Source organism: Nitrincola salilacus (assembly GCF_046271865.1).
Classification (GTDB): domain Bacteria; phylum Pseudomonadota; class Gammaproteobacteria; order Pseudomonadales; family Balneatricaceae; genus Nitrincola; species Nitrincola salilacus.
The window spans coordinates 4,243,710-4,263,432 of sequence record NZ_CP176580.1; the positions used below are offsets into that span (position 1 = coordinate 4,243,710).

A 19,723-nucleotide genomic window follows, 5' to 3' on the forward strand; every position below is an offset into this window, starting at 1 on the left:
TGAGCTGTAAGTTTTGAGTTGTAAGCTATGACCACATTGATGATCCAGGGCACCACCTCAGATGCCGGCAAGAGTACGGTGGTCGCAGCGCTATGTCGCTGGCTGGCCCGCCGCGGCGTGTCAGTGGCACCCTTCAAGCCGCAGAACATGGCACTGAACAGCGCCGTGACGATCGACGGCGGCGAGATCGGTCGCTCCACCGCGCTGCAGGCGCTGGCCTGCGGGCTTGAGCCACACAGCGACATGAACCCGATTCTGCTCAAACCTCAGAGTGATCGCGGGGCGCAGGTGATCGTGCGCGGGCAGGTGTACGGCAATATGGAGGCGATCGATTATCATCAGTTCAAGACCCATGCCCGCACAGAGATGCTGGACGCCTGGCAGGCTCTGAGCCAACGCCATCAGATCATCATCGCCGAAGGCGCCGGCAGCCCGGCCGAGATCAATCTGCGAGATCGCGACATTGCCAACATGGGCTTTGCCGAAGCGATCGACTGCCCGGTACTGCTGGTCGGTGATATCGATCGCGGTGGCGTCTTTGCACAACTGGTTGGCACGCTGGCATTGTTGTCAGAATCTGAACAGGCGCGCACACGCGGTTTTATCATAAACCGCTTCCGTGGTGACCCCGCGCTGCTGACCTCAGGCCTTGAGTGGCTGACGGCTCGTACCGACAAACCAGTGTTAGGTGTGCTGCCCTATCTGCAGGGACTGCTGCTGGATGCCGAGGACAGTGTCGCCGATGCCGGTGAGCATGACGCAGGTGCACTGAAGATCGTGATTCCCCGCCTGCCACGCATGAGTAATCATAATGACTTTGATCCACTGCGCCTGCACCCCGGCGTGGAGCTGAGCTTTGTCGGCCAGGATGAAACGATCCCTGCAGCGGATGTTATCCTGCTACCGGGCAGCAAGAACACGCGTCAGGATCTGGCCTGGCTACAGCAACAGGGCTGGCCCGATGTGATTCAGCGCCATCTGCGCTATGGCGGCAAAGTGATGGGAATCTGTGGCGGATTCCAGATGCTCGGCCAGACGATCCACGACCCACTGGGTGTCGAGGGTGAACCTGGCAGCAGTCAGGGCCTCGGGCTGCTGGATATGACGACCGAGCTGATGCAGAAAAAGACACTGCGCCATATCAGTGGCACTTTGCAGTTACCCGAAGCTAACCCCAACCCTGATTTTGCCTCTGCAACCGAATCAGGAATAGCTTTCAGCGGGTATGAGATCCACAACGGCCGCAGTGAGGGTAGCGCCCTGAATCGCTGTTTGACTCACTGCCCTCCTCGTAGTCTGACTGATGAAACGGATCAGAGGGATGGCGCCATCAGTGCTGATGGTCAGATCATCGGCAGCTATATGCACGGCATCTTTGATCAGGCCGAGGCCTGCTCTGCACTGCTCGGTTTTCTGGGCGAGGGCCATCCGGGCCAGAGGTTGCAGACCCGGGTCGACTATCAGCAACACCGTGAGGCCTCACTGGACCGGCTGGCCGATATGCTGGATACGCATCTGGATACCGACTGGCTCCTCAGGCTGCTGAAACTTTAGGCTGATAGGTTACGAATGACCTGAATCGGCGATTCTAGTGCTGGTAGCGCGCTTCGATCAGCAGGTTTCTCGGCGACAACTCGCGGGCACAGAAGGTCTGCAATGTGACCTGGTAACCGGCTTCCTGAAGAAACAGCACATAGTCCAGCACTAACCAGAGCTCTAATGGACGGCGAAATTGATGCCTCAAGAGCTCATCCCGTTGCACCTGCGCATGGCGCCGCCTCCCCTGCTGCAGCCAGGTGGGCCAATCAACCTGCGAAGGTAAGGTTCCAGCATGCTGACTTGCCGCCCAGTGACAAAACGCTGGAAAGCCATGTTGCAGCTGCTTGACCGAGCTGGAGGGTAAAGGACGGTAGGTGTCATCCTGAGCCAGAGACTGGCGCAGTGCTTCATATCCCAGGCGCCAGACATTCAGTTGTTCGCGCTGCTCCCTCACACGTGCTGGAGCCGTGACTGTTTCCTGCACAGACAGACGCATCTGGGCTTGAGTCAGACCATGCAGAGCCGATTGCCGTGTCACTTCGGCCAAGGGTTGCCAGTGGGTATCAGCGGTCAAGTGGTAGCAGCAAGGGACCAGACTGATCCGAGCCTGGCGTGCCATGGCTGCCTGATACAGCAGATGACGATGCAGATCACCACAGGCATGCAGCGCCACCAGATGGGGCGTGTCAGGCCAGTGCGTTGTCTTCGCCTGAAGTTGCAGCACATCCTGCTGCTGCAGGGTCACTTTCGCCTGGTGCGGGCAGTGGCTCGCCTGAATCAACTGCTCCCCTCGATCCACCAGTTCTGGATTCCACTCCAACCCTGTCACCGGCTGACCACTGGCGGCAGCCAGCGTACGCGCCAGATGCCCCATACCCGAACACCAGTCCGTTATCGGCTGTGATAATGGCTGTAAACAGCCTGCCAGCACACCCGCCTGTATACGTTTACGTTCAGGCATATGGGGTGCCTGCGCTTCGGTCAGCACCCAGGCCGACGTCTGAGATGCCGACTCATCCGTCGAAAATCCTTCCAGCAAACTCGCACGCTGTGATAACGCCGGCAACCAATCAATCAACCAGTCTGTTGTCGCTGCTTCATCGCGCTGCAACTCGGCATAGTCTTCCGCTGACAAACCCTGTAATGCACGGTAAAGCTCAGGATATTGAATCGCCCAGTCGGGTTGAGGTGTGTAAAAGGGAACGGGTTGCCAGAAGGCAGCATATTCACTGAGCCAGGAATCCAGGGCTTGCCAACGCTTGAACATGGGTGTGATGCCTTAAAATCAGAGTTTCCTCGATTGCGGCATAATACCATCTACAGGGGTGGCTGAAACTTTAGAATGACAAGTTACCAACTTGGTTAATAATCTAGCGGCCAGAACCAGATCTCTTTTGATTGATAATAACAACCAGAACTACAAACGGCATTTGCTGTTGAGGAATCAATTAAATCAATGTGTCCGCCTCCATAACCGGATATTTTCCAGAATAAGACCACGCCTTTTCGACCTACTATTTTTTGGCGAAAAGTGGTTGGCGAATATATCTCTGGCATGCCAAACACGCTTGGTTTTTTAAGTTGATCCGCGAGTAATTTAGCGCCCGTTTCAATTTTTTTACCGGCATAGTCTCCTGACCTGATCGTTAACCGCCCCACAAAAGTGACGTTCGACTTTAACAGCGCCAGGCTCACTCGAGCAGCACAGGTATTCACATAAGCTGGATTCTCCTGAATCAAGGCGTCATGATCGATACCCATCTCATCATAGAGATCAGCACCGCTTACGTAGTTGCTTTGAAGTTCATTAGAAGAATAATAGTTGGATTTCAGTGTAGAGAATGTCGGTTTCATTTTGCTTCCTTGCAGGGCAGAAGTTCCTTAAGCTGGGATTTTATAGCGGTTGAGGCACGTTGTCTGGGTGAGTTTTCAAGTGCTCTCTTCAATCCGGTATAGACCTGCTCCTGTATAGCATCCGGTGAAGCTATTCCATACCCACACCACAACTCACCTTCAGAGCTATCAATTACCCCAACCACATACATTTCCGCCAACCTTCTCTGCTCTATATCTGTGCTCATGTATGCCTTGAAGAAGGACTCTGTAGTCATACTGGTATTACCGGCAAACAATCGCTGACTGTCACTTTCTGGCATAGCTATAGGATTGCCACTCGCAACCGAACAAGAAGACAGTACTATCGACGCTAATACACCTATTATTCTGTTCAATTAATCACCCCTTTGATTGAGGTTATCTGATTCGACGCCAGCAGGAGATAGTTGATACTTAGCGCGGAAGACTTGATCTTCATAAACAAAACCGTTTATCCCTATGCTATTCGCTCGGGAAACTCGGCTGTGAGCTCTTCATCAGCGTCAATCAGATCAGAAATGCGGTATGCGTGGGAAATGAAATAGACGGTTGGCATAATAATATCCTTATTAGAAAATCATCCTTTAGGGCAATCCAGCCCCTGTTTGCGCAAAAGCCTACTGACTTTTATTGCCTGGATCAAGGGTATTTATCCAGTTACCAACTTGGATCCGTGATTTCACTGGCAACTGCTTGTATGTGCAGGCATATCCCGAAGGTTTTGGGTGAGTGTATGCCGCAGGGATGCGGCATTTAAGCCTACAGGGACGTATTCACGGCGTCTCACCCAAGGCCTTCGGGATATCTCACGGATTCACGATCAAGATACGGCATGAAGCGGCCAGTGAAACATCTGCTGCCGCTTCATGTCTGTATGGAAGCTGTTTCAGCTCTGTTGTTGCTGGGTGCTTATTTTGCCTGAACATCCTTGATTGCTACATAAACACCATCAGACGGTCAGATACTGTTTAACCAGTTGATCATCCAGTCTGTCCATCCCCCCCTGCGCCACCTTGCGCCCACGGTCCAGAATGCAGAAGTGATCACCCACTTTGCGGGCAAATGGCAGTTTCTGCTCCACCAGCAGTACCGTCAACCCCATCTCCTGATTCAGGCGGCGAATGATATCGCCAATCTCCTGCACCACATTCGGTTGTATCCCCTCGGTCGGTTCATCCAGAATCAGCAGCTGCGGATTGACCACCAGTGCGCGGCCGATCGCCAGTTGTTGTTGCTGCCCACCGGACAGGTCCCCGCCACGCCGATGCATCATCTGCGCCAGCACCGGGAACAGCTCGAAGATATAGTCCGGAATACGGCGCTGCCCTCGCGGCAATACCGGCAATCCGATCTGCAGATTCTCCTCTACTGTCAGCAGAGGGAAGATCTGGCGCCCCTGCGGGACATAGCCGATGCCCATTCTTGGCCGCTGCTCCACCGACTCTTTCAGCATCTCCTGTCCCTGAAGCTGAATTGAACCGGAACGCACCTTCTGATGCCCCATGATACATTGCAGCAACGTTGTCTTACCCACACCATTGCGCCCCATCAGCACGGTACAGGCCTTCTCGGGGATGGTCAGATCCAGATCCCACAGGGTATGACTTTCACCATAGAACTGGTTGAGTCCGGTTATGCTCAGCATCATTTATTCTCCCACTTATTCGCCAAGATAGACCTCAATGACCCTGCGGTCATTCTGCACCTGCTCCATGCTGCCCTCAGCCAGCACACTACCCTGATGCAATACGGTCACGGTACGATCACGACCTGCCAGTTGACGCACAAAGTCCATATCATGCTCCACCACCACGACAGAGTGCCGCCCTGCCAGCGAGATCAGCAGCTCGGCGGTGCGATCCATCTCCTGATGGGTCATGCCTGCCACCGGCTCATCCACCAACAACAGTCGCGGTTGCTGCATCAGCAGCATGCCGATCTCCAGCCACTGTTTCTGTCCGTGCGACAGGCTACCGGCCCGACTCTCACGCTGCTCCTGCAAAGCGATCAGCGTCAGCACCTCTTCGATACGATCGCGCTGCTCACCATCCAGTTTTGCGCGCAACACCGAGAAGACAGCACGCGGTGAGGGCATCGACAGCTCCAGATTCTCCCAGACACTGAGAAACTCGAATACGGTCGGTTTCTGAAACTTGCGTCCGATACCTGCCTGCGCAATCGCGGGCTCATCCAGATCCAGCAGATTGATGGTCTGACCGAACCAGGCCGACCCTGTATCGGGCCGGGTCTTGCCGGTGATAATATCCATCATTGTTGTCTTGCCGGCACCGTTGGGCCCGATGATGCAGCGCAGCTCGCCATCGCGTACATAGAGGTTCAGGTCATTGATGGCCCGAAAACCATCGAAACTGACCGACAACCCCTCCAGATAGAGCAGTATCTGCTTATCCACATTCAGCGCCGGCTGTTCAGCCGGGCGCAGAAAGGAGAACACCTGATCGCGGTTTTTAACTTCCTGCAGCAGCGACTGACTCATACCGCCTCCTTACGTCGCAGCAAACCGGTCACACCACGTGGCAACAGCAAGGTAACCAGAATAAAGATCGCACCGAGGGCAAACAGCCACACCTCCGGCAGCTCGGTGGTGAACCAGGTTTTGGCATAATTGATCATCAGTGCACCCACCACGGCGCCATACAACGTGGCTCGGCCACCCACCGCCACCCACACCACCACTTCGATCGAGTTCAGCGGCGAAAACTCATTCGGGTTGATGATGCCAACCTGCGGCACATAGAGCGAGCCCGCTACACCTGCCATCATTGCCGACAGGGTGAATACCCAGAGTTTGACGTTCTCGACCCGATAGCCGAGAAAACGTGCCCGCGACTCAGAATCACGCACCGCGACACAGACCCGCCCTAGACGACTCTGAATGATGTAGCGACTGAGCAGATAACCCAGCATCAGCGCCACGGCCGAGGCGATGAACAGTCCAAGACGCGTTTCATTCGACTGCAGACTGAAGCCGAGGATATCCTTGAAATCGGTCAGGCCGTTATTGCCGCCAAAACCCATCTCATTGCGGAAAAACGCCAGCATCAACGCGAAGGTCAACGCCTGAGTGATGATCGACAGATAGACTCCGGATACCCGTGAGCGGAACGCCAGTGCGCCGAATACGAATGCCAGCAGCCCAGGTACCAGCATCACCATTGCGACAGTGAACCAGAAGCTGTCAAACCCCAGCCAGTACCAGGGCAGGCTGTCATAGCTCAGAAACACCATGAAATCAGGCAGTTCAGGGTGGCCATAGACACCCCGCTCACCGATCTGGCGCATCAGGTACATCCCCATCACATATCCGCCCAAAGCAAAGAACGCGCCGTGACCCAGCGTCAGGATACCGAGATAGCCCCACACCAGATCCACCGACAGCGCCAGCAGTGCCAGGGTCAGATACTTGCCCAGCAGTGCCACGGTATAGGTGGGTATATGCAACGGATGATCGGATGGCAGGCCATTCAACAAGGGCACTGCGATGATCGCCAGTAGCAGTATCCCCAGCAGTATCTGGCCGCCGCGGTCTTCTCGAATCAGCTTCCACAGCATCTTTTAACCCTCCGCCGCTCGGCCACGTTGCGGAAAGAGACCGCGTGGACGTTTCTGGATAAACAGAATGATGAACACCAGCACCAGGATTTTCGCCAGTACGGCACCCGCCCAGGGCTCCATGAATTTGTTGGCAACACCGAGGGTCATGCCTGCCACCAGTGTGCCCCAGATATTGCCGACACCGCCGAATACCACCACCATGAAGGAGTCGATGATATAGGCCTGCCCGAGATTCGGGCCGACATTGGTCAACTGTGACAGCGCAACCCCGGCAATTCCGGCCACACCGGAACCCAGGCCGAAGGTCATCATATCGACACGCTCCGAGCGCACACCCATGGCGCGGGCCATGGCACGGTTCTGTGATACCGCACGCACCTGCAGCCCCAGCGCTGTGCGCTTCAGGATCATCAGTAAGAGGAAGAACACCATCAGGCAGAAGAAGATGATATACAGCCGGTTCCAGGTAACGGAAAACACTGGGTTGAACTGCAACATGCCGCTCATCCATTCCGGGGTCTGCACCGTGCGGTTGAGCGGTGAAAAGATCGAGCGCACCGCCTGCTGCAGAACCAGGCTGACGCCAAAAGTGGCGAGCAGGGTTTCCAGGGGGCGGCCATAGAGAAAACGGATCACACCGCGCTCAATCGCGATGCCGACAAGCCCGGAGACAATGAACGCCGCGGGTACCGCCACCAGTACTGACAATCCAATATGGTTCGGCATCAACTGCTGGATCACAAAGGTGGTGTAGGCACCGATCATGATCAGCTCACCATGTGCCATATTGATCACCCCCATGACGCCGAAGGTGATGGCAAGCCCGATCGCGGCCAGCACCAGCACAGAGCCCATGCTGAGGCCGAAGAATACAGTTTCCAGTCCTCTGTAAAACCTGACCTGCTGATCTATCCCGACAAGCGCCTGCTCTGACAAGGTCTTCAGCCTGCTCTGCTCGGTCGTTTCTGCAAAACTGACCAGCGCAACACGCGCTCGAGGCTCCAGCGAGCCACCCAGCACACTGATCGCATCGCGTTGTGCCGCTTCGTCATCGCTGCTCAGTGTGTGGATCGCCAGCGCTACTGCCATCAGATCGCGGACTCGCGCATGCGTTTCAGACACATAGGCCTCACGAATCAGGGCCAGTGCATCCTGATCCAGATCACCCATCAGTTGCTGCACCGCGCCGACACGTACATCCACCCGCTCATGACTGAGCCCGGTCTGAGCCATGACGCGCCGGATCTGCGTGCGCTGCGCATTGTTGATCGCCACACGTCGATAATCACGTCGTTTTTCAATCAGGCTGGTTTCCTGACTCAACAGCGCCAGAGCCGGCAACCCTTCTGCTACATTATCAATGATATAGAGAAGATCATCGGTTCGATTGAAATAGAGACGGCTGTCCAGCAGCAGGGAGTAGATCTCCAATGCTCTGGAATGATTGGCTTGTGCCAACCGCTCAATCGCGACAGTTTTATCCGGGGCTTTGGGTGACACCAGCAGGGCTTGTACCTCAAGGAGGACCTGATCATCAGTCTGGGCTTGAGCTTGAGCCCCGACACTGACAAAAAGGCAGGCAAGGATCGCCCCACTGGCCATCAACCAGCGTATTATTCTGCTTGTCATAGGTGGATACCTGGAGCTGAAAAAAATCCTGACCGGTTGCCATCAACCGGACAGGCTTAAAGCAGCCAGTCGGTATTCAGATAACCTCTGAACCCTCAGGCTGCTGGCATGAAGATCAGAATGTCTGACCAGAGCAGGTTTTGGTCACAACATTGTAGTTACCGCACTCCAGGGGCTTGCGCCAGTCGGAGATGATGTCTTTTGATCCTTCCAGAAAGTCAGACCAGGCATCACCGACTACAGTACTGGGTGTTTGCCAGACTGTTGAAAACTGTCCATCGGATTGAATCTCGCCGATCAGTACAGGCTTCGTGATGTGGTGGTTAGGCATCATGGTGGCATAGCCACCCGTCAGGTTGGGAACAGTGACACCGATAATCGCTTCCTGAACAGCAGATGGATCAGTGGTACCGGCTTTGTTGACCGCCTCAACCCACATATTGAAACCGATATAGTGTGCTTCCATCGGGTCATTGGTGACACGATCAGTATTGCCGATAAACTCATGCCACTGATCTATAAAGGTGTCATTCTCTTCGCTGTCCACGCTCATGAAGTAGTTCCAGGCCGCCAGATGGCCGACCAGTGGCTCAGCATCGATGCCCGAAAGCTCCTCTTCACCAACCGAGAAGGCAATAACCGGGATATCTTCAGCGGAAACACCCTGTGCACCCAGCTCGCGGTAGAAAGGCACGTTGGCATCACCGTTTATGGTGGAGACCACAGCGGTTTTCTTGCCAGCAGAACCAAAACTGCGGATATCGGATACGATGGTCTGCCAGTCAGCGTGACCAAACGGCGTGTAGTTAATCAGGATATCGTCCTCTGCCACACCGTGAGATTTCAGGTAGGCTTCCAGGATGCGGTTGGTGGTACGTGGGTAAACATAATCGGTACCCGCCAGCACCCAGCGTTCAATACCAAGATCATTCATCAGGTAATCAACGGCTGGAATCGCCTGCTGGTTCGGCGCTGCACCGGTGTAGAACACATTACGGGAAGACTCTTCACCCTCATACTGAACCGGGTAGAACATCAGGCCATTCAGCTCTTCGACAACCGGCAGTACCGATTTACGTGAAACAGAGGTCCAGGCACCAAAGATCGCCGCCACCTTATCACGCTCCAGCAGTTCACGTGCGCGCTCAGCAAACAATGGCCAATCAGACGCTGGATCCACGACCACCGCTTCAAGCTGCATACCCAGCAGACCACCTTTCTTGTTCTGCTCTTCAATCAGCATCAACATGGTGTCTTTCAGTGTGGTTTCACTGATCGCCATGGTGCCGGACAGCGAGTGCAACACACCTACTTTGATGGTATCTGCGGCCTGCGCTGTGATAGCTGCAATTGACAGAGCAAGGGTACATGAAGCCGTTACCAGTTTACGTTTCATCTGTTTCATCGGTTAGTCCCCGTTATGTTATTAGAAAAGCGAAGTAGAACTCTGTATCTGAACTCTGTATCTGAACCCTGTATTTAAAACCCGTACATAAAACCTGATTGCTGAGTGCATTTGTGCATTGACAAAGCAGTTTTCATACCAGATTTTCAGATCACTGATTTACAAGGATTAAACAAGCGTATCGAACAGATGGGCAATGCCATTCACAGGTGGGAAGTGCCATTTTGGTGCGCGCAAAAAATTGAAAGCCCAAAATGGGTGCAGGTTATTTTGCATACAGCCCAGCAGGGTACACAGGCAGGCAAAGTGGCGTTGATATGCTACAATCCGCACCGAATCGCGGCACGATGCTCTCCTGTCTCAGCATCCTGCTTTCATTACGTTATCAGCCCCGGATTTACGATCTGGTCTGCTGGAGAGGTTTTTGAATGTCCAATATTGTTGTTTGCGCACTGTACAAGTTTGTCACCCTCGAACATCATCAGGCGCTGCGCCAACCCCTGACCCAGTTGATGGAAAAGCACGCCATCCGAGGCACCCTGCTTCTGGCCAGCGAAGGGATCAATGGCACCGTTGCCGGTACACGTGAAGCGATCGATCTGCTCAAAGACTGGTTCGCCAGTGATGAGCGGTTCAGCGGCATCGACTACAAGGAGTCTCTGGTTGATTCCCAGCCGTTTTATCGCAGCAAGATCAAGCTCAAGAAAGAGATTGTGACCATGGGCGTGGAGGGGATAGATCCGAAGCAAGTGGTCGGCACCTATGTTGAGCCCAATGAATGGAACAGCCTGATCTCAGACCCTGAAGTACTGCTGATCGATACACGCAACAGCTATGAAGTGAAGATAGGTACCTTCAAGGGTGCGATCGACCCTGAAACATCCAGTTTCCGCGAATTCCCGGATTATGTTCGCAGCAAGCTCAATCCCGAACAGCATCAGAAAGTGGCGATGTTCTGCACTGGCGGCATTCGTTGCGAAAAAAGCACTGCTTTTCTCAAAGAGCAGGGATTTGAAGAGGTTTACCATCTGCACGGTGGCATTCTGAAATATCTGGAAGAGGTGCCGGCTCAGGAATCACTGTGGGAGGGTGAATGCTTTGTGTTCGATAATCGCGTGACCGTCAACCACGACCTGACACCGGGTAACTATGAGCTCTGTGCAGGCTGTCGCTCTCCTCTGTCTGTAGAGGATCGTACCAGTGAGCATTATGTTCAGGGGATCTGCTGTCCGCATTGCCATGACAAACTCACACCTGAACAGAAGCAGCGCTTTGCTTCACGCGAGCTTCAGATACAGCTGGCAAAGGAGCGCGGTGAAGCGCATATCGGTACAGAAGCGGTAGAACAGGCAAAACAGCGCAAGGCACAGAAACAGGCCAAGCGTGAACAGCAGCGCAAGGCACCGGCGGAGGCCTGATTGCATGCCATCGAACGATAGTTTGAAGAGTTACTTTCGCGGCAGCCGACTTTTAAAAAATTCCGTGCTGCTGCTTGGTATCAGCCTGAGCGCACTGACCAACGGTGATGCGTCTCATCTGGTCAAGACACAATTCCGTCAGACAGTTGAGTTCGAGCGCGTGACATTGCAGGTCGGTGAGCATCTGTTGGATACAGAGGTTGCAGAAACACCAGCCCAAAGATCTCAGGGCCTGATGTGGCGGGAATCCTTGCCAGAAAACAGTGCAATGCTGTTCATTATGGATACGCAGAATAAACAGTGCTTCTGGATGCGTAATACCCTGATACCACTCACCGTCGCCTTTATAGACAGTAACGGCCGCATTATCGAGTTCTTCGACATGCAGCCGCTATCGGATGAGACCCACTGCGCCACTCAACCGGCGCAGTTTGGTCTTGAGGTCAATCAAGGCTGGTTTGCCAGGAAAGGCATTACAGCAGGTGAGCGTATCAGACTGATCGAGGACGAACAGTCTGATTGAGTACTCGACCGTTTATGATCAGTTCATCATGGTCTCGACACGCTCACGCAGCTCGGTATCCTGCTGTATGGCCATGGCGATCTGATTATAGGTATTTACATCCAGACCTGCTTCCTGCACTGCATTGACCATTTCCTGACCTGCTTCTTGCTGCAGAGCCGCCGCGTTATCAGCATCACTAGCTGATTCCAGACGCTGAGCATATTCAGCACGGATGCCATCCAGTACCGGCTGCACGCTGACAAAAGTCTGCAACTGAGCGTCATCAAAAGAGACAGTTTCCTGCTGTGTCATCGTCCCGGTCTGTGGAGCGCTGTCCTGTGCATGTGCGATCGTTGCAGCACTGATACCACCAGCCAGAATGGATGCCATGATCAGTTTTGTGAGTCGTTTCATAGGTTCTCTCCTTGAGTTGAACACTTAGTCAGTAATAATGTTGAAACAGTGTCGCCTGTTATCCAACTATCACTCAACTGCATTGCGAGCATTGTGCCAACTTCATAAAAAATCAAGTAACCAATTGTTTATAAAACAATTTATCAACGATTTACGCTAAGCAAACCAGCTTCAGACTTCACCCACAGGCGACAATCATGTGCCCATATGACACATGAGCTGTATATGGCACATAAACCATATAGCCCAGTCAATCCAACGGCAGGGCGGCGGCTGTCTTGACCGTCCTGATTGCAAAGTTACTGTTGATATCTTTCACCACCGGCAGTTTCTGTACCGTTTTCAGCCAGATCTCATAACTCAACAGACTTTCGACCACTACCTCCAAAAGATAATCTGCGGCACCCGATATCACATGACAACTGAGTACATTCGGCATATCCAGAATGGTCTGCTCGAATATCTGACTCGCCTCATCACGATGATTTTCCAGCCGTATCTCAACAAATACCGTCATCGACAACCCAATGCGGGTACGATCCAGTGCGGCATGATAACCGGTGATGACACCTGATTCCTCAAGCCTTTTCACACGACGCAAACAGGGTGACGGGGATAAACTGATCTGCTCAGCCAGCTCAACATTTGACAGGCGACCATCCACCTGTAGCAACGACAGAATTCTGCGATCCATTTTATCCATAGAAACCTCTTGCAGTGATGGGGATAAGAAGCTGACCAATCAGACATACATTTCATATATATGCTCAATAACCAGCAGATAATGCCATGATTTACCACTAATACAGAATAAATAACCCTAATAACCGTTCACTAACCAGTAAGCTCATTTGACCCAGCATTCAACATGTGACATTTTGGCACATGTATCCAAATATACCCTTCATCTATCAACGACAAACGACTGCACCCTCTGGCAGGCAGTTACAGGACAAGCATGCGTCTGAAATTCACCCCCGGCAGCCTTCGCTCAGTACTTCTGTTGCAGGTGGCATTACCACTACTGTTGATGCTGGCGGTCATCCTTGCTGCGACCCTCAGCGTAGTGGGCCACTTTGCTGAAGAGCGGTTGCAGAGAGATCTGAGTCTAGTGGCAAGAGCGATTCGTCTGCCTGTAACCGAAGCACTGCAACGCGATGACATCGCACAATTGCAAAACAGCCTGGCCTCCATCTTCGATATCACCGAAGTCTACGGTGCCTATCTGTTTGATGCCGATGGGCAGCGCTTGATCAGCTTCGGCGCTGTCAGCCCGACACGTCGCCAGGCAGACGAAGCGATGAAAATGACCGTTGACGGCGAGTTCGCTCAGTATGAAAGTATTCGCGGGCGTGATGTCTACTCCTTCTTCCTGCCACTGTTCGATCGCCTCGGACAGCCCAGCGGCCTGCTACAGGTCACCCGACTGCGACGTGATATCGAAGCCGAACTGAAACAGCTGAAACGCCGTTCCTGGGGCGGTTTTGCACTGGCCTCCCTGTTGATTCTGGGTGCTTTGAGCCTGACCCACCAACGCGCGATCGGACAACCTCTGCAACGTCTGCTGGACAGCATCCGCAAAGTGGAGTCCGGTGAGCGACAACATCGTGCCACTGAAGACGGCCCGCGCGAAGTGATACGTCTGGCCAGCGAGCTGAACCAGATGCTGGATGCGATTCAGCATGCAGAGAATAAGGCCCGAGAGCAGCAAAAAGAGCAGGAGCGCCTTTCCGGCCAACTGCGTGAGGCGGAAACGCTCGCTGCACTGGGACAGCTCTCCGCCGGTGTTGCACATGAGCTGGGGGCACCCCTGAGTGTTGTTGATGGTCGAGCCAGGCGCCTGCTGCGTCGCCATACTCAAGCACAGGATGTCAGTGAGTTGGAAGATATTCGCCATCAGGCTCAACGCATGACTGCCATTGTCGAACAGCTACTGTCCTATGGGCGCAGTGTCCGGGCCCAACCCCACTCTCTGGACGTTGCCGCGCTGATCGCGCGTGCACGCAAGCAGCTGCAGGATGAAGGATTGCAGATTCAACTTAAAGAGGGGCCAACGTGTCGCATCCGAGGAGATGCCCTGATGCTTGAACAGGCACTCATCAACCTGATGCGCAACGCTTGCCAGGCTTGCCCTGATGGCCCGGTCACACTGGGCTGGCAGTGCGAGGATGGTGTTGTATTGTATGTAGAAGATGCAGGACCCGGAATCCCGCCGGAGCAGATTGAACACCTCTTCCGCCCTTTCTATACCACCAAGGCGCCCGGCGAAGGCAGTGGCCTGGGGCTGGCTATCGTCAAGCGTATCATGCGCGAACATCATGGCCACGTGGAGATACACAACAGCCATCTTGGTGGTGCACGCTTTGAGCTTCACTTTACCATCAGAGAAGAGTCTGCCGACGAGAATCAGCCAGCATCAGGAGCAAGCGCATGAAGCAAGCCAACCCCATATTACTGGTAGAGGATGATCCGGCGCTGGCGAGACTGATTCTGGACGAACTGGAGTCCGATGGCTGGCTGATCAGTCACGCCAAAACACTCACCGAAGCGCGAGGCTCACTGCTCACCACACAGCCGACTCTGATCATCACTGATCTGCGCCTGCCGGATGGAAATGGCATGTCTCTGGTACATGAGATCATGGAAAGTAAACCGGCGGTTCCTCCCGCCATCATCGTGATCACCGCATTTGGCAGTGTGCGCCAGGCGGTGGAAGCCCTGCAGGCTGGTGCCGATGACTTTCTGACCAAGCCACTGGACCTTGATCACTTCGTATTGACTGTACAAAGAGTGTTGGAAACCCGCGAGCTGCGCCAGGAAGTGCAGCACTTTCGCACTCTTTCAGCGGATGAGCAGGGAATGCACGACATGAAGGGCCAGAGCCCTGCAATGCGGCAGCTGTTTGAGCAGATACGGGTGATTGCGCGAGCACAGGGCCCGGTGCTGATCAATGGCGAGAGCGGCACCGGAAAAGAGCTGATCGCTCGGGCCCTGCATGCTGAAAGTGACCGTGCCGACAAACCTTTTCTGGCCGTAAACTGCGCCGGTATCCCACAGGAGCTGCTCGAAAGTGAGTTCTTTGGTCATGCTGCAGGTGCATTTACCGGGGCTCGCAAACAGCGCAAGGGACTGCTGCAGGAGGCCGACGGTGGTACTTTGCTGCTGGACGAGATTGCAGAAATGCCACTTGCCCTCCAGGCAAAGCTGCTGCGTGCCCTACAGGATGGCTCCATACGCCCGGTCGGCACTGATCGTGAAGAACATGTGGATGTTCGTATCATGGCAGCCACGCACCGTGATCTGAAAACGAAGGTTGCGGAAGGAGAATTCCGCGAAGATCTTTATTACCGCCTGGAAACCTTCAGCCTGCTGTCACCGCCACTGCGCGAACGAGCAGATGATATGGAACTGCTGGCTCAGCGATTTCTGATGCAACACTCGGCAATCCAGAAAAAATCCATATCAGGGTTCAGCCAGGAGGCGATGCAGCATCTGCATCAATATGACTTTCCCGGCAATGTGCGCGAGCTGCGAAATATAGTGGAGCGTGCCGTGGCTTTTTGTCAGAGCGATATGATTCAGCCAGCGCATCTTCCTGCTCGGCTGCTGGAGCAGGCGATGCATCCACGGGTATCACACTCTGACGATATTGATCGCAACATAACGTCTGCTGGGGATAATGATCTACTCGCCGGTGCCGTCTTACCAACACTGGAGCAGTTACAAAAGCGCTATGTGAAACGAGTACTCAACGAAACAGGCGGCAATAAACGCCGTGCTGCAGCCCTGCTGGGTATTGGCAGGCGAACGTTGTATCGCTGGCTGGATGAGCCTCTTTAGCTCTGCCAGCCATCACAACACCAGACACTACTCCTTCTCGACAACGGGTTCAGCAGCAGCGACTGTAACCAACTCTGCCTGTGGCATGGAGAAATAGGCACCTTGTGAAAAGTCCACACCCAGATAGCGAACCCTCTCCTGCACACTATCACTGTGGACAAACTCAGCCACCGTTTCCATACTCAGGCTGCGCGCAAAATTGACAATTCCCTGAGTGACGCTGAAAGCCACTGGATCAGTATCCAGATTGCGTATCAGGCTGCCATCAATCTTGATCAAGTCCACATTCAGTCGCAGCAGGTGCTCAAAATTGGAATAGCCGGTGCCGAAGTCATCTATCGCAATACGACAGCCGCGCTTCTTCACCTCATCAATAAAACGTCGCACCTCCTGATAGTTTTCAATACCATCAGACTCCAATATCTCAAAAATAATGCGTTTGCCCAACCCTGATTCATCCAGTTTCTCAATGATGAAACGGCTCAGATCCTGATCCAACAGATCGGCATAGGAGAGATTGATCGAAAACTCGTAAGGTGTATCAGCGAAGGTCGTCAGACTCTTTTCAACCATGATTCTGGTGAGCTGTCTGTCCAGACGCAGTTTCCTGGCAACATCCAGAAACTGTCCTGGGCTGGCGATCTCTCCTGATTCGTCACGCATGCGAACCAGACATTCAAATTTAGTGATTCTGCCGCTACGGTTATCATAGATCGGCTGAAAAAACGGCAGGATACGATCATCCTCCAGCGCCTGTTTAACACGGCGTGCCCAGAGCAGATTGTGCTCATAGGCATCTTCAATGCGCTGTTCAAGATCATAGATCACATAATTTTTCTGCTGCAGTCGTGCCTGCTTCAGTGCAAAGCGAGCCCAGGTGATCATGCTGTCCTGTGAAACGGATGCGATCACTTCTTCCGGTGGATGGATCGCAGCTCCCAGAGTCACCCCGATCGTGATCTCCTGATCCTGCCAGGTCAGACTGCGTCGCTGCAGATACTCATTCAACGCCTGCAGATAGTTCTGCATTTTTTGCTGCGAGCTGTCTGGCCCGAGAATCGCGAACTCATCAGCTGTCAGGCGATACAGACGCATCGCTCCAAGACGTCGATTATTGTCAATAAAGCTTGTCAGCCATCCAGCCAGCACACGTAACACATAATCACCACAGGCATGACCGAACAGTCCGTTAATCTCCTTGAAACCATCCAGATTGATCAGCAACAGACTACCACCTGGCTCTCTACCGAAATCCAGCAGCAACCTGGCACGGTTTGGCAGGTCCGTCAGCTCATCGGTATAGGAGGCCTGCAGCTGACGCATCAGCCCGACCACCTTGTAGAGAATCACACCAGACAACAGCAGCATTACCAGGCCAGTCAGCAGCAGAATATAGAAATTACTGCTCCGCATTGGCTGCAGCACAGCATCTATCTCATCACGCGGCACACCTATGCCAAACAGCATATCTGCACTGGTGGCTGCAAAGCTCAGCTCAAACTCACGTCCATCGACCGCCAGTTGATGATGCTGCATAGTTACGCCACGCTGCTGCAGACCGGGTAACAACGTACGGATGCGCTCATTCAGAGAGTCGACCAACCGCTCCTGCAAAATCACATCCATGACCTGCAGCGCCTGCTCGCTGTCGTCAATTTCACTCAAGGCAGACAGGCGCCGATTATTCCGATCAATCAGATAGGCAAAAGTATTGGGTGTCACCTCAACCTGACCGACCAGATCAATCACTCTTTCTGCATGCCAATCAGTGGTGACAACACCGATCAGTTGTCCACTGCGTGCATACATGGGTTTGACCAGAGTCAGCACCGCCGCCCCAGACACAGGATTATAATAGGCAGGCGTCCAGTAAAAATCCTGCTGTTCCTGGTCAGATGCTAACCAACTATCCGACACCGCCTGATCAAACCAGGGCTGAGAGCGATAATCCACTATCCCGGCCTCGGCCAGCGACATCAGTACAGGATCAGCCGTATCGCCTCTGTAAGCAAAAGCTCCATGATAGACACCACCACTGATGAACGCACCAGACTCAAACCAGACACCGGCACCGAACACATCGGGGAAGTCTCTCAGCTTTTCGAGCAGTGCACCTTCAAATTCACCGGCCTGCTGCATATCGCTTTGCTGTTGCAGATGCCAGAACAACTCACCCATGCGGGCAAGATCTGAAGTGTAGTTTTCAAGCAGGCGATGCTGGGCATTGATGCGGTCGAGATTGGCGTAGAATACCTCTTCCAGCTGCACTTCACGCAGCTCGCTCATCGCTTTCTGGGAGAAGTTAAGATTCAGTGTTGAGATAACCCACATACCGGCGATAAATAACCCGATCAACAGCAGGAGCACCCAGACTATCGACTGCTTCGAGGGATTCAGATGGCGCAGTGTCTGCAAAAAGAGTTGCAGACGACCATGACGAACAGGTCCATCAGCACGACTCATTGCTGCCCACCACTGAGCACCTGCCTCACTTGTGCCTGAGCCTGACTGAATTTTTCAGGATCCACCTGTTTACTGAGTGACTCCATCTTGGTCCTGGCATCTCGGTAGCCATTACGGTTGGAGAGGTCATACCAGGCAAGCGCTTGCATGGGGTCACGCTCTGCCAATACACCCATCTCGCTCATCTCACCCAGATAGTACTGAGCACGCCCATCATTCTGACGCGCAGCCTTCAGCAGCCACTGTCTTGCCGTCAGTGGATTGGCAGCGACACCCTCCCCCTTCAGAAACATGATGCCCAGTGCCGCCTGAGATCCCGCATGACCATCATTGGCTGCACGCTGAAACCAGGTCAATGCTTCGGCATAATCCTGCATCACACCCTGACCATTAGCGAACAGCTGACCCAGTACATAGCGCGCCTCCGGTGAACGCTCAGCCACCAGACGCGCCCAGCGCAGAGCCTCAGGATAATCTCGGAGCGCCTGCGAGATCAGTGCCATATTGAGCTGGGAGCGCATATCACCAGATTCTGCAGGCATGATGCAGAGCTCTCTGGCTTCATTGAAGTTACGGATTTTGGTCAGTAGATAACACTCATTTCGCTGCGCATCCGTTAGCGATTCGGGCACTGAATCAGTATCAGACGCCACCTCTTGAGCCCGGGTTTTCGAACCGGTTGCAGCCTGAACCAATGCAGCAAAAGCCTCTACATCTTCAGAACAGGAGTAATCATAGCCTCGGCGGTAACGCTCAAGGGATTCCAGGGTCCTGGGCTGCTCCTCATAGCGCGCAGCTATAACGGCACAGCGCTTGTCACGTTCTGCGCTGATCTGCCGGATAAAACCAGCCCGTGCGCGGTCAGTTGAATAGCGCTCCAGATAGCGAGTCAGTGGATCAATAAAGGGCTGCTCGAAAAGCGCACGCACTTCCTGCTCAACACCCTCTCTGGAATTATCCTGTACATCAACACCTGCCACCTGCTCACGCTGCACGTTTGCGCAGCCGCTCAACAAAGCAACATTCAAACAAAGAATAGCCAGTAGCCGCACACATTTT

Annotated in this window: 17 protein-coding genes; 5 read left to right on the top strand and 12 right to left on the bottom strand. The window is 53.7% G+C overall.

Going from position 1 to position 19,723, the window contains the following annotated elements; all coding sequences use genetic code 11:
* The first annotated feature begins 27 nt into the window (after positions 1-27).
* Positions 28-1,554: a cobyric acid synthase gene (locus tag ACK3CJ_RS19580; protein WP_409523875.1), complete on the top strand. Its 1,527-nt coding sequence runs from the start codon at positions 28-30 to the stop codon at positions 1,552-1,554.
* A gap of 34 nt (positions 1,555-1,588) precedes the next feature.
* On the opposite strand, the gene ACK3CJ_RS19585 is transcribed toward ACK3CJ_RS19580, so the two are convergent.
* The 8 genes from ACK3CJ_RS19585 to urtA all read right to left on the bottom strand — a co-directional run bounded on the left by ACK3CJ_RS19585 (position 1,589) and on the right by urtA (position 10,015).
* Entirely contained in the window at positions 1,589-2,806 is a 1,218-nt protein-coding gene (locus tag ACK3CJ_RS19585; protein ID WP_409523876.1) for a methyltransferase, read from the bottom strand.
* A 95-nt stretch (positions 2,807-2,901) separates the two neighbouring features.
* Positions 2,902-3,393: a T6SS effector amidase Tae4 family protein gene (locus ACK3CJ_RS19590; protein WP_409523877.1), complete on the bottom strand. Its 492-nt coding sequence runs from the start codon at positions 3,391-3,393 to the stop codon at positions 2,902-2,904.
* On the bottom strand, positions 3,390-3,650 hold the full coding sequence (locus tag ACK3CJ_RS19595; protein ID WP_409523878.1) for a Rap1a/Tai family immunity protein: 261 nt from the start codon (positions 3,648-3,650) through the stop codon (positions 3,390-3,392). Before ACK3CJ_RS19595 ends, ACK3CJ_RS19590 begins: the two co-directional genes overlap by 4 nt.
* Before the next feature lie 713 nt (positions 3,651-4,363).
* Positions 4,364-5,059: an urea ABC transporter ATP-binding subunit UrtE gene (urtE, locus tag ACK3CJ_RS19600; protein ID WP_409526625.1), complete on the bottom strand. Its 696-nt coding sequence runs from the start codon at positions 5,057-5,059 to the stop codon at positions 4,364-4,366.
* 15 nt (positions 5,060-5,074) lie between these two features.
* Positions 5,075-5,911, bottom strand: a complete 837-nt coding sequence (gene urtD, locus ACK3CJ_RS19605; protein ID WP_409523879.1) for an urea ABC transporter ATP-binding protein UrtD — start codon at positions 5,909-5,911, stop codon at positions 5,075-5,077.
* Positions 5,908-6,987: an urea ABC transporter permease subunit UrtC gene (gene urtC / locus ACK3CJ_RS19610; RefSeq protein ID WP_409523880.1), complete on the bottom strand. Its 1,080-nt coding sequence runs from the start codon at positions 6,985-6,987 to the stop codon at positions 5,908-5,910. Before urtC ends, urtD begins: the two co-directional genes overlap by 4 nt.
* A 3-nt stretch (positions 6,988-6,990) precedes the next feature.
* Positions 6,991-8,619 carry an urea ABC transporter permease subunit UrtB gene (gene urtB / locus ACK3CJ_RS19615; RefSeq protein WP_409523881.1) on the bottom strand — a complete coding sequence of 543 codons (1,629 nt, stop codon included), beginning with the start codon at positions 8,617-8,619 and terminating at the stop codon, positions 6,991-6,993.
* Positions 8,620-8,734: 115 nt separating this feature from the next.
* A complete protein-coding gene (urtA, locus tag ACK3CJ_RS19620) occupies positions 8,735-10,015 on the bottom strand; it encodes an urea ABC transporter substrate-binding protein (RefSeq protein ID WP_409526626.1) in 1,281 nt (426 codons plus the stop codon).
* Between the two features lie 437 nt (positions 10,016-10,452).
* Here urtA and ACK3CJ_RS19625 point away from each other — a divergent pair, with 437 nt between their 5' ends.
* Both ACK3CJ_RS19625 and ACK3CJ_RS19630 read left to right on the top strand, forming a co-directional pair.
* Positions 10,453-11,442, top strand: a complete 990-nt coding sequence (locus ACK3CJ_RS19625) for a rhodanese-related sulfurtransferase (RefSeq protein WP_409523882.1) — start codon at positions 10,453-10,455, stop codon at positions 11,440-11,442.
* A gap of 4 nt (positions 11,443-11,446) precedes the next feature.
* Positions 11,447-11,965 carry a DUF192 domain-containing protein gene (locus tag ACK3CJ_RS19630; RefSeq protein WP_409523883.1) on the top strand — a complete coding sequence of 173 codons (519 nt, stop codon included), beginning with the start codon at positions 11,447-11,449 and terminating at the stop codon, positions 11,963-11,965.
* 18 nt (positions 11,966-11,983) lie between these two features.
* On the opposite strand, the gene ACK3CJ_RS19635 is transcribed toward ACK3CJ_RS19630, so the two are convergent.
* Together ACK3CJ_RS19635 and ACK3CJ_RS19640 are read right to left on the bottom strand one after the other, a co-directional pair.
* Positions 11,984-12,361 carry a DUF4168 domain-containing protein gene (locus tag ACK3CJ_RS19635; RefSeq protein WP_409523884.1) on the bottom strand — a complete coding sequence of 126 codons (378 nt, stop codon included), beginning with the start codon at positions 12,359-12,361 and terminating at the stop codon, positions 11,984-11,986.
* Positions 12,362-12,611: 250 nt separating this feature from the next.
* Positions 12,612-13,064: an Lrp/AsnC family transcriptional regulator gene (locus tag ACK3CJ_RS19640; RefSeq protein ID WP_409523885.1), complete on the bottom strand. Its 453-nt coding sequence runs from the start codon at positions 13,062-13,064 to the stop codon at positions 12,612-12,614.
* Between the two features lie 255 nt (positions 13,065-13,319).
* On the opposite strand from ACK3CJ_RS19640, the gene ACK3CJ_RS19645 reads away from it, so the two are divergent.
* Positions 13,320-14,795 (top strand): ATP-binding protein, encoded by a 1,476-nt coding sequence (locus ACK3CJ_RS19645; RefSeq protein WP_409523886.1) that lies wholly within the window; start codon positions 13,320-13,322, stop codon positions 14,793-14,795.
* A complete protein-coding gene (locus tag ACK3CJ_RS19650; RefSeq protein ID WP_409523887.1) occupies positions 14,792-16,201 on the top strand; it encodes a sigma-54-dependent transcriptional regulator in 1,410 nt (469 codons plus the stop codon). Before ACK3CJ_RS19645 ends, ACK3CJ_RS19650 begins: the two co-directional genes overlap by 4 nt.
* Before the next feature lie 27 nt (positions 16,202-16,228).
* Here ACK3CJ_RS19650 and ACK3CJ_RS19655 read toward each other — a convergent pair whose 3' ends face one another.
* Positions 16,229-18,664, bottom strand: a complete 2,436-nt coding sequence (locus ACK3CJ_RS19655) for an EAL domain-containing protein (RefSeq protein ID WP_409523888.1) — start codon at positions 18,662-18,664, stop codon at positions 16,229-16,231.
* Entirely contained in the window at positions 18,661-19,716 is a 1,056-nt protein-coding gene (locus ACK3CJ_RS19660) for a tetratricopeptide repeat protein (RefSeq protein WP_409523889.1), read from the bottom strand. Before ACK3CJ_RS19660 ends, ACK3CJ_RS19655 begins: the two co-directional genes overlap by 4 nt.
* Between the last annotated feature and the right edge of the window lie 7 nt (positions 19,717-19,723).

Bases quoted from the DNA above. Each gene is read 5' to 3' on its own strand.
- ACK3CJ_RS19625 (WP_409523882.1), top strand. From the start codon at position 10,453: ATGTCCAATATTGTTGTTTGCGCACTGTACAAGTTTGTCACCCTCGAA.
- ACK3CJ_RS19595 (WP_409523878.1), bottom strand. From the start codon at position 3,650: ATGACTACAGAGTCCTTCTTCAAGGCATACATGAGCACAGATATAGAG.
- ACK3CJ_RS19635 (WP_409523884.1), bottom strand. From the start codon at position 12,361: ATGAAACGACTCACAAAACTGATCATGGCATCCATTCTGGCTGGTGGT.
- urtB (WP_409523881.1), bottom strand. From the start codon at position 8,619: ATGACAAGCAGAATAATACGCTGGTTGATGGCCAGTGGGGCGATCCTT.
- urtD (WP_409523879.1), bottom strand. From the start codon at position 5,911: ATGAGTCAGTCGCTGCTGCAGGAAGTTAAAAACCGCGATCAGGTGTTC.
- urtE (WP_409526625.1), bottom strand. From the start codon at position 5,059: ATGCTGAGCATAACCGGACTCAACCAGTTCTATGGTGAAAGTCATACC.
- ACK3CJ_RS19650 (WP_409523887.1), top strand. From the start codon at position 14,792: ATGAAGCAAGCCAACCCCATATTACTGGTAGAGGATGATCCGGCGCTG.
- urtA (WP_409526626.1), bottom strand. From the start codon at position 10,015: ATGAAACGTAAACTGGTAACGGCTTCATGTACCCTTGCTCTGTCAATT.
- ACK3CJ_RS19640 (WP_409523885.1), bottom strand. From the start codon at position 13,064: ATGGATAAAATGGATCGCAGAATTCTGTCGTTGCTACAGGTGGATGGT.
- ACK3CJ_RS19580 (WP_409523875.1), top strand. From the start codon at position 28: ATGACCACATTGATGATCCAGGGCACCACCTCAGATGCCGGCAAGAGT.
- ACK3CJ_RS19645 (WP_409523886.1), top strand. From the start codon at position 13,320: ATGCGTCTGAAATTCACCCCCGGCAGCCTTCGCTCAGTACTTCTGTTG.
- ACK3CJ_RS19585 (WP_409523876.1), bottom strand. From the start codon at position 2,806: ATGTTCAAGCGTTGGCAAGCCCTGGATTCCTGGCTCAGTGAATATGCT.
- ACK3CJ_RS19630 (WP_409523883.1), top strand. From the start codon at position 11,447: ATGCCATCGAACGATAGTTTGAAGAGTTACTTTCGCGGCAGCCGACTT.
- urtC (WP_409523880.1), bottom strand. From the start codon at position 6,987: ATGCTGTGGAAGCTGATTCGAGAAGACCGCGGCGGCCAGATACTGCTG.
- ACK3CJ_RS19655 (WP_409523888.1), bottom strand. From the start codon at position 18,664: ATGAGTCGTGCTGATGGACCTGTTCGTCATGGTCGTCTGCAACTCTTT.
- ACK3CJ_RS19590 (WP_409523877.1), bottom strand. From the start codon at position 3,393: ATGAAACCGACATTCTCTACACTGAAATCCAACTATTATTCTTCTAAT.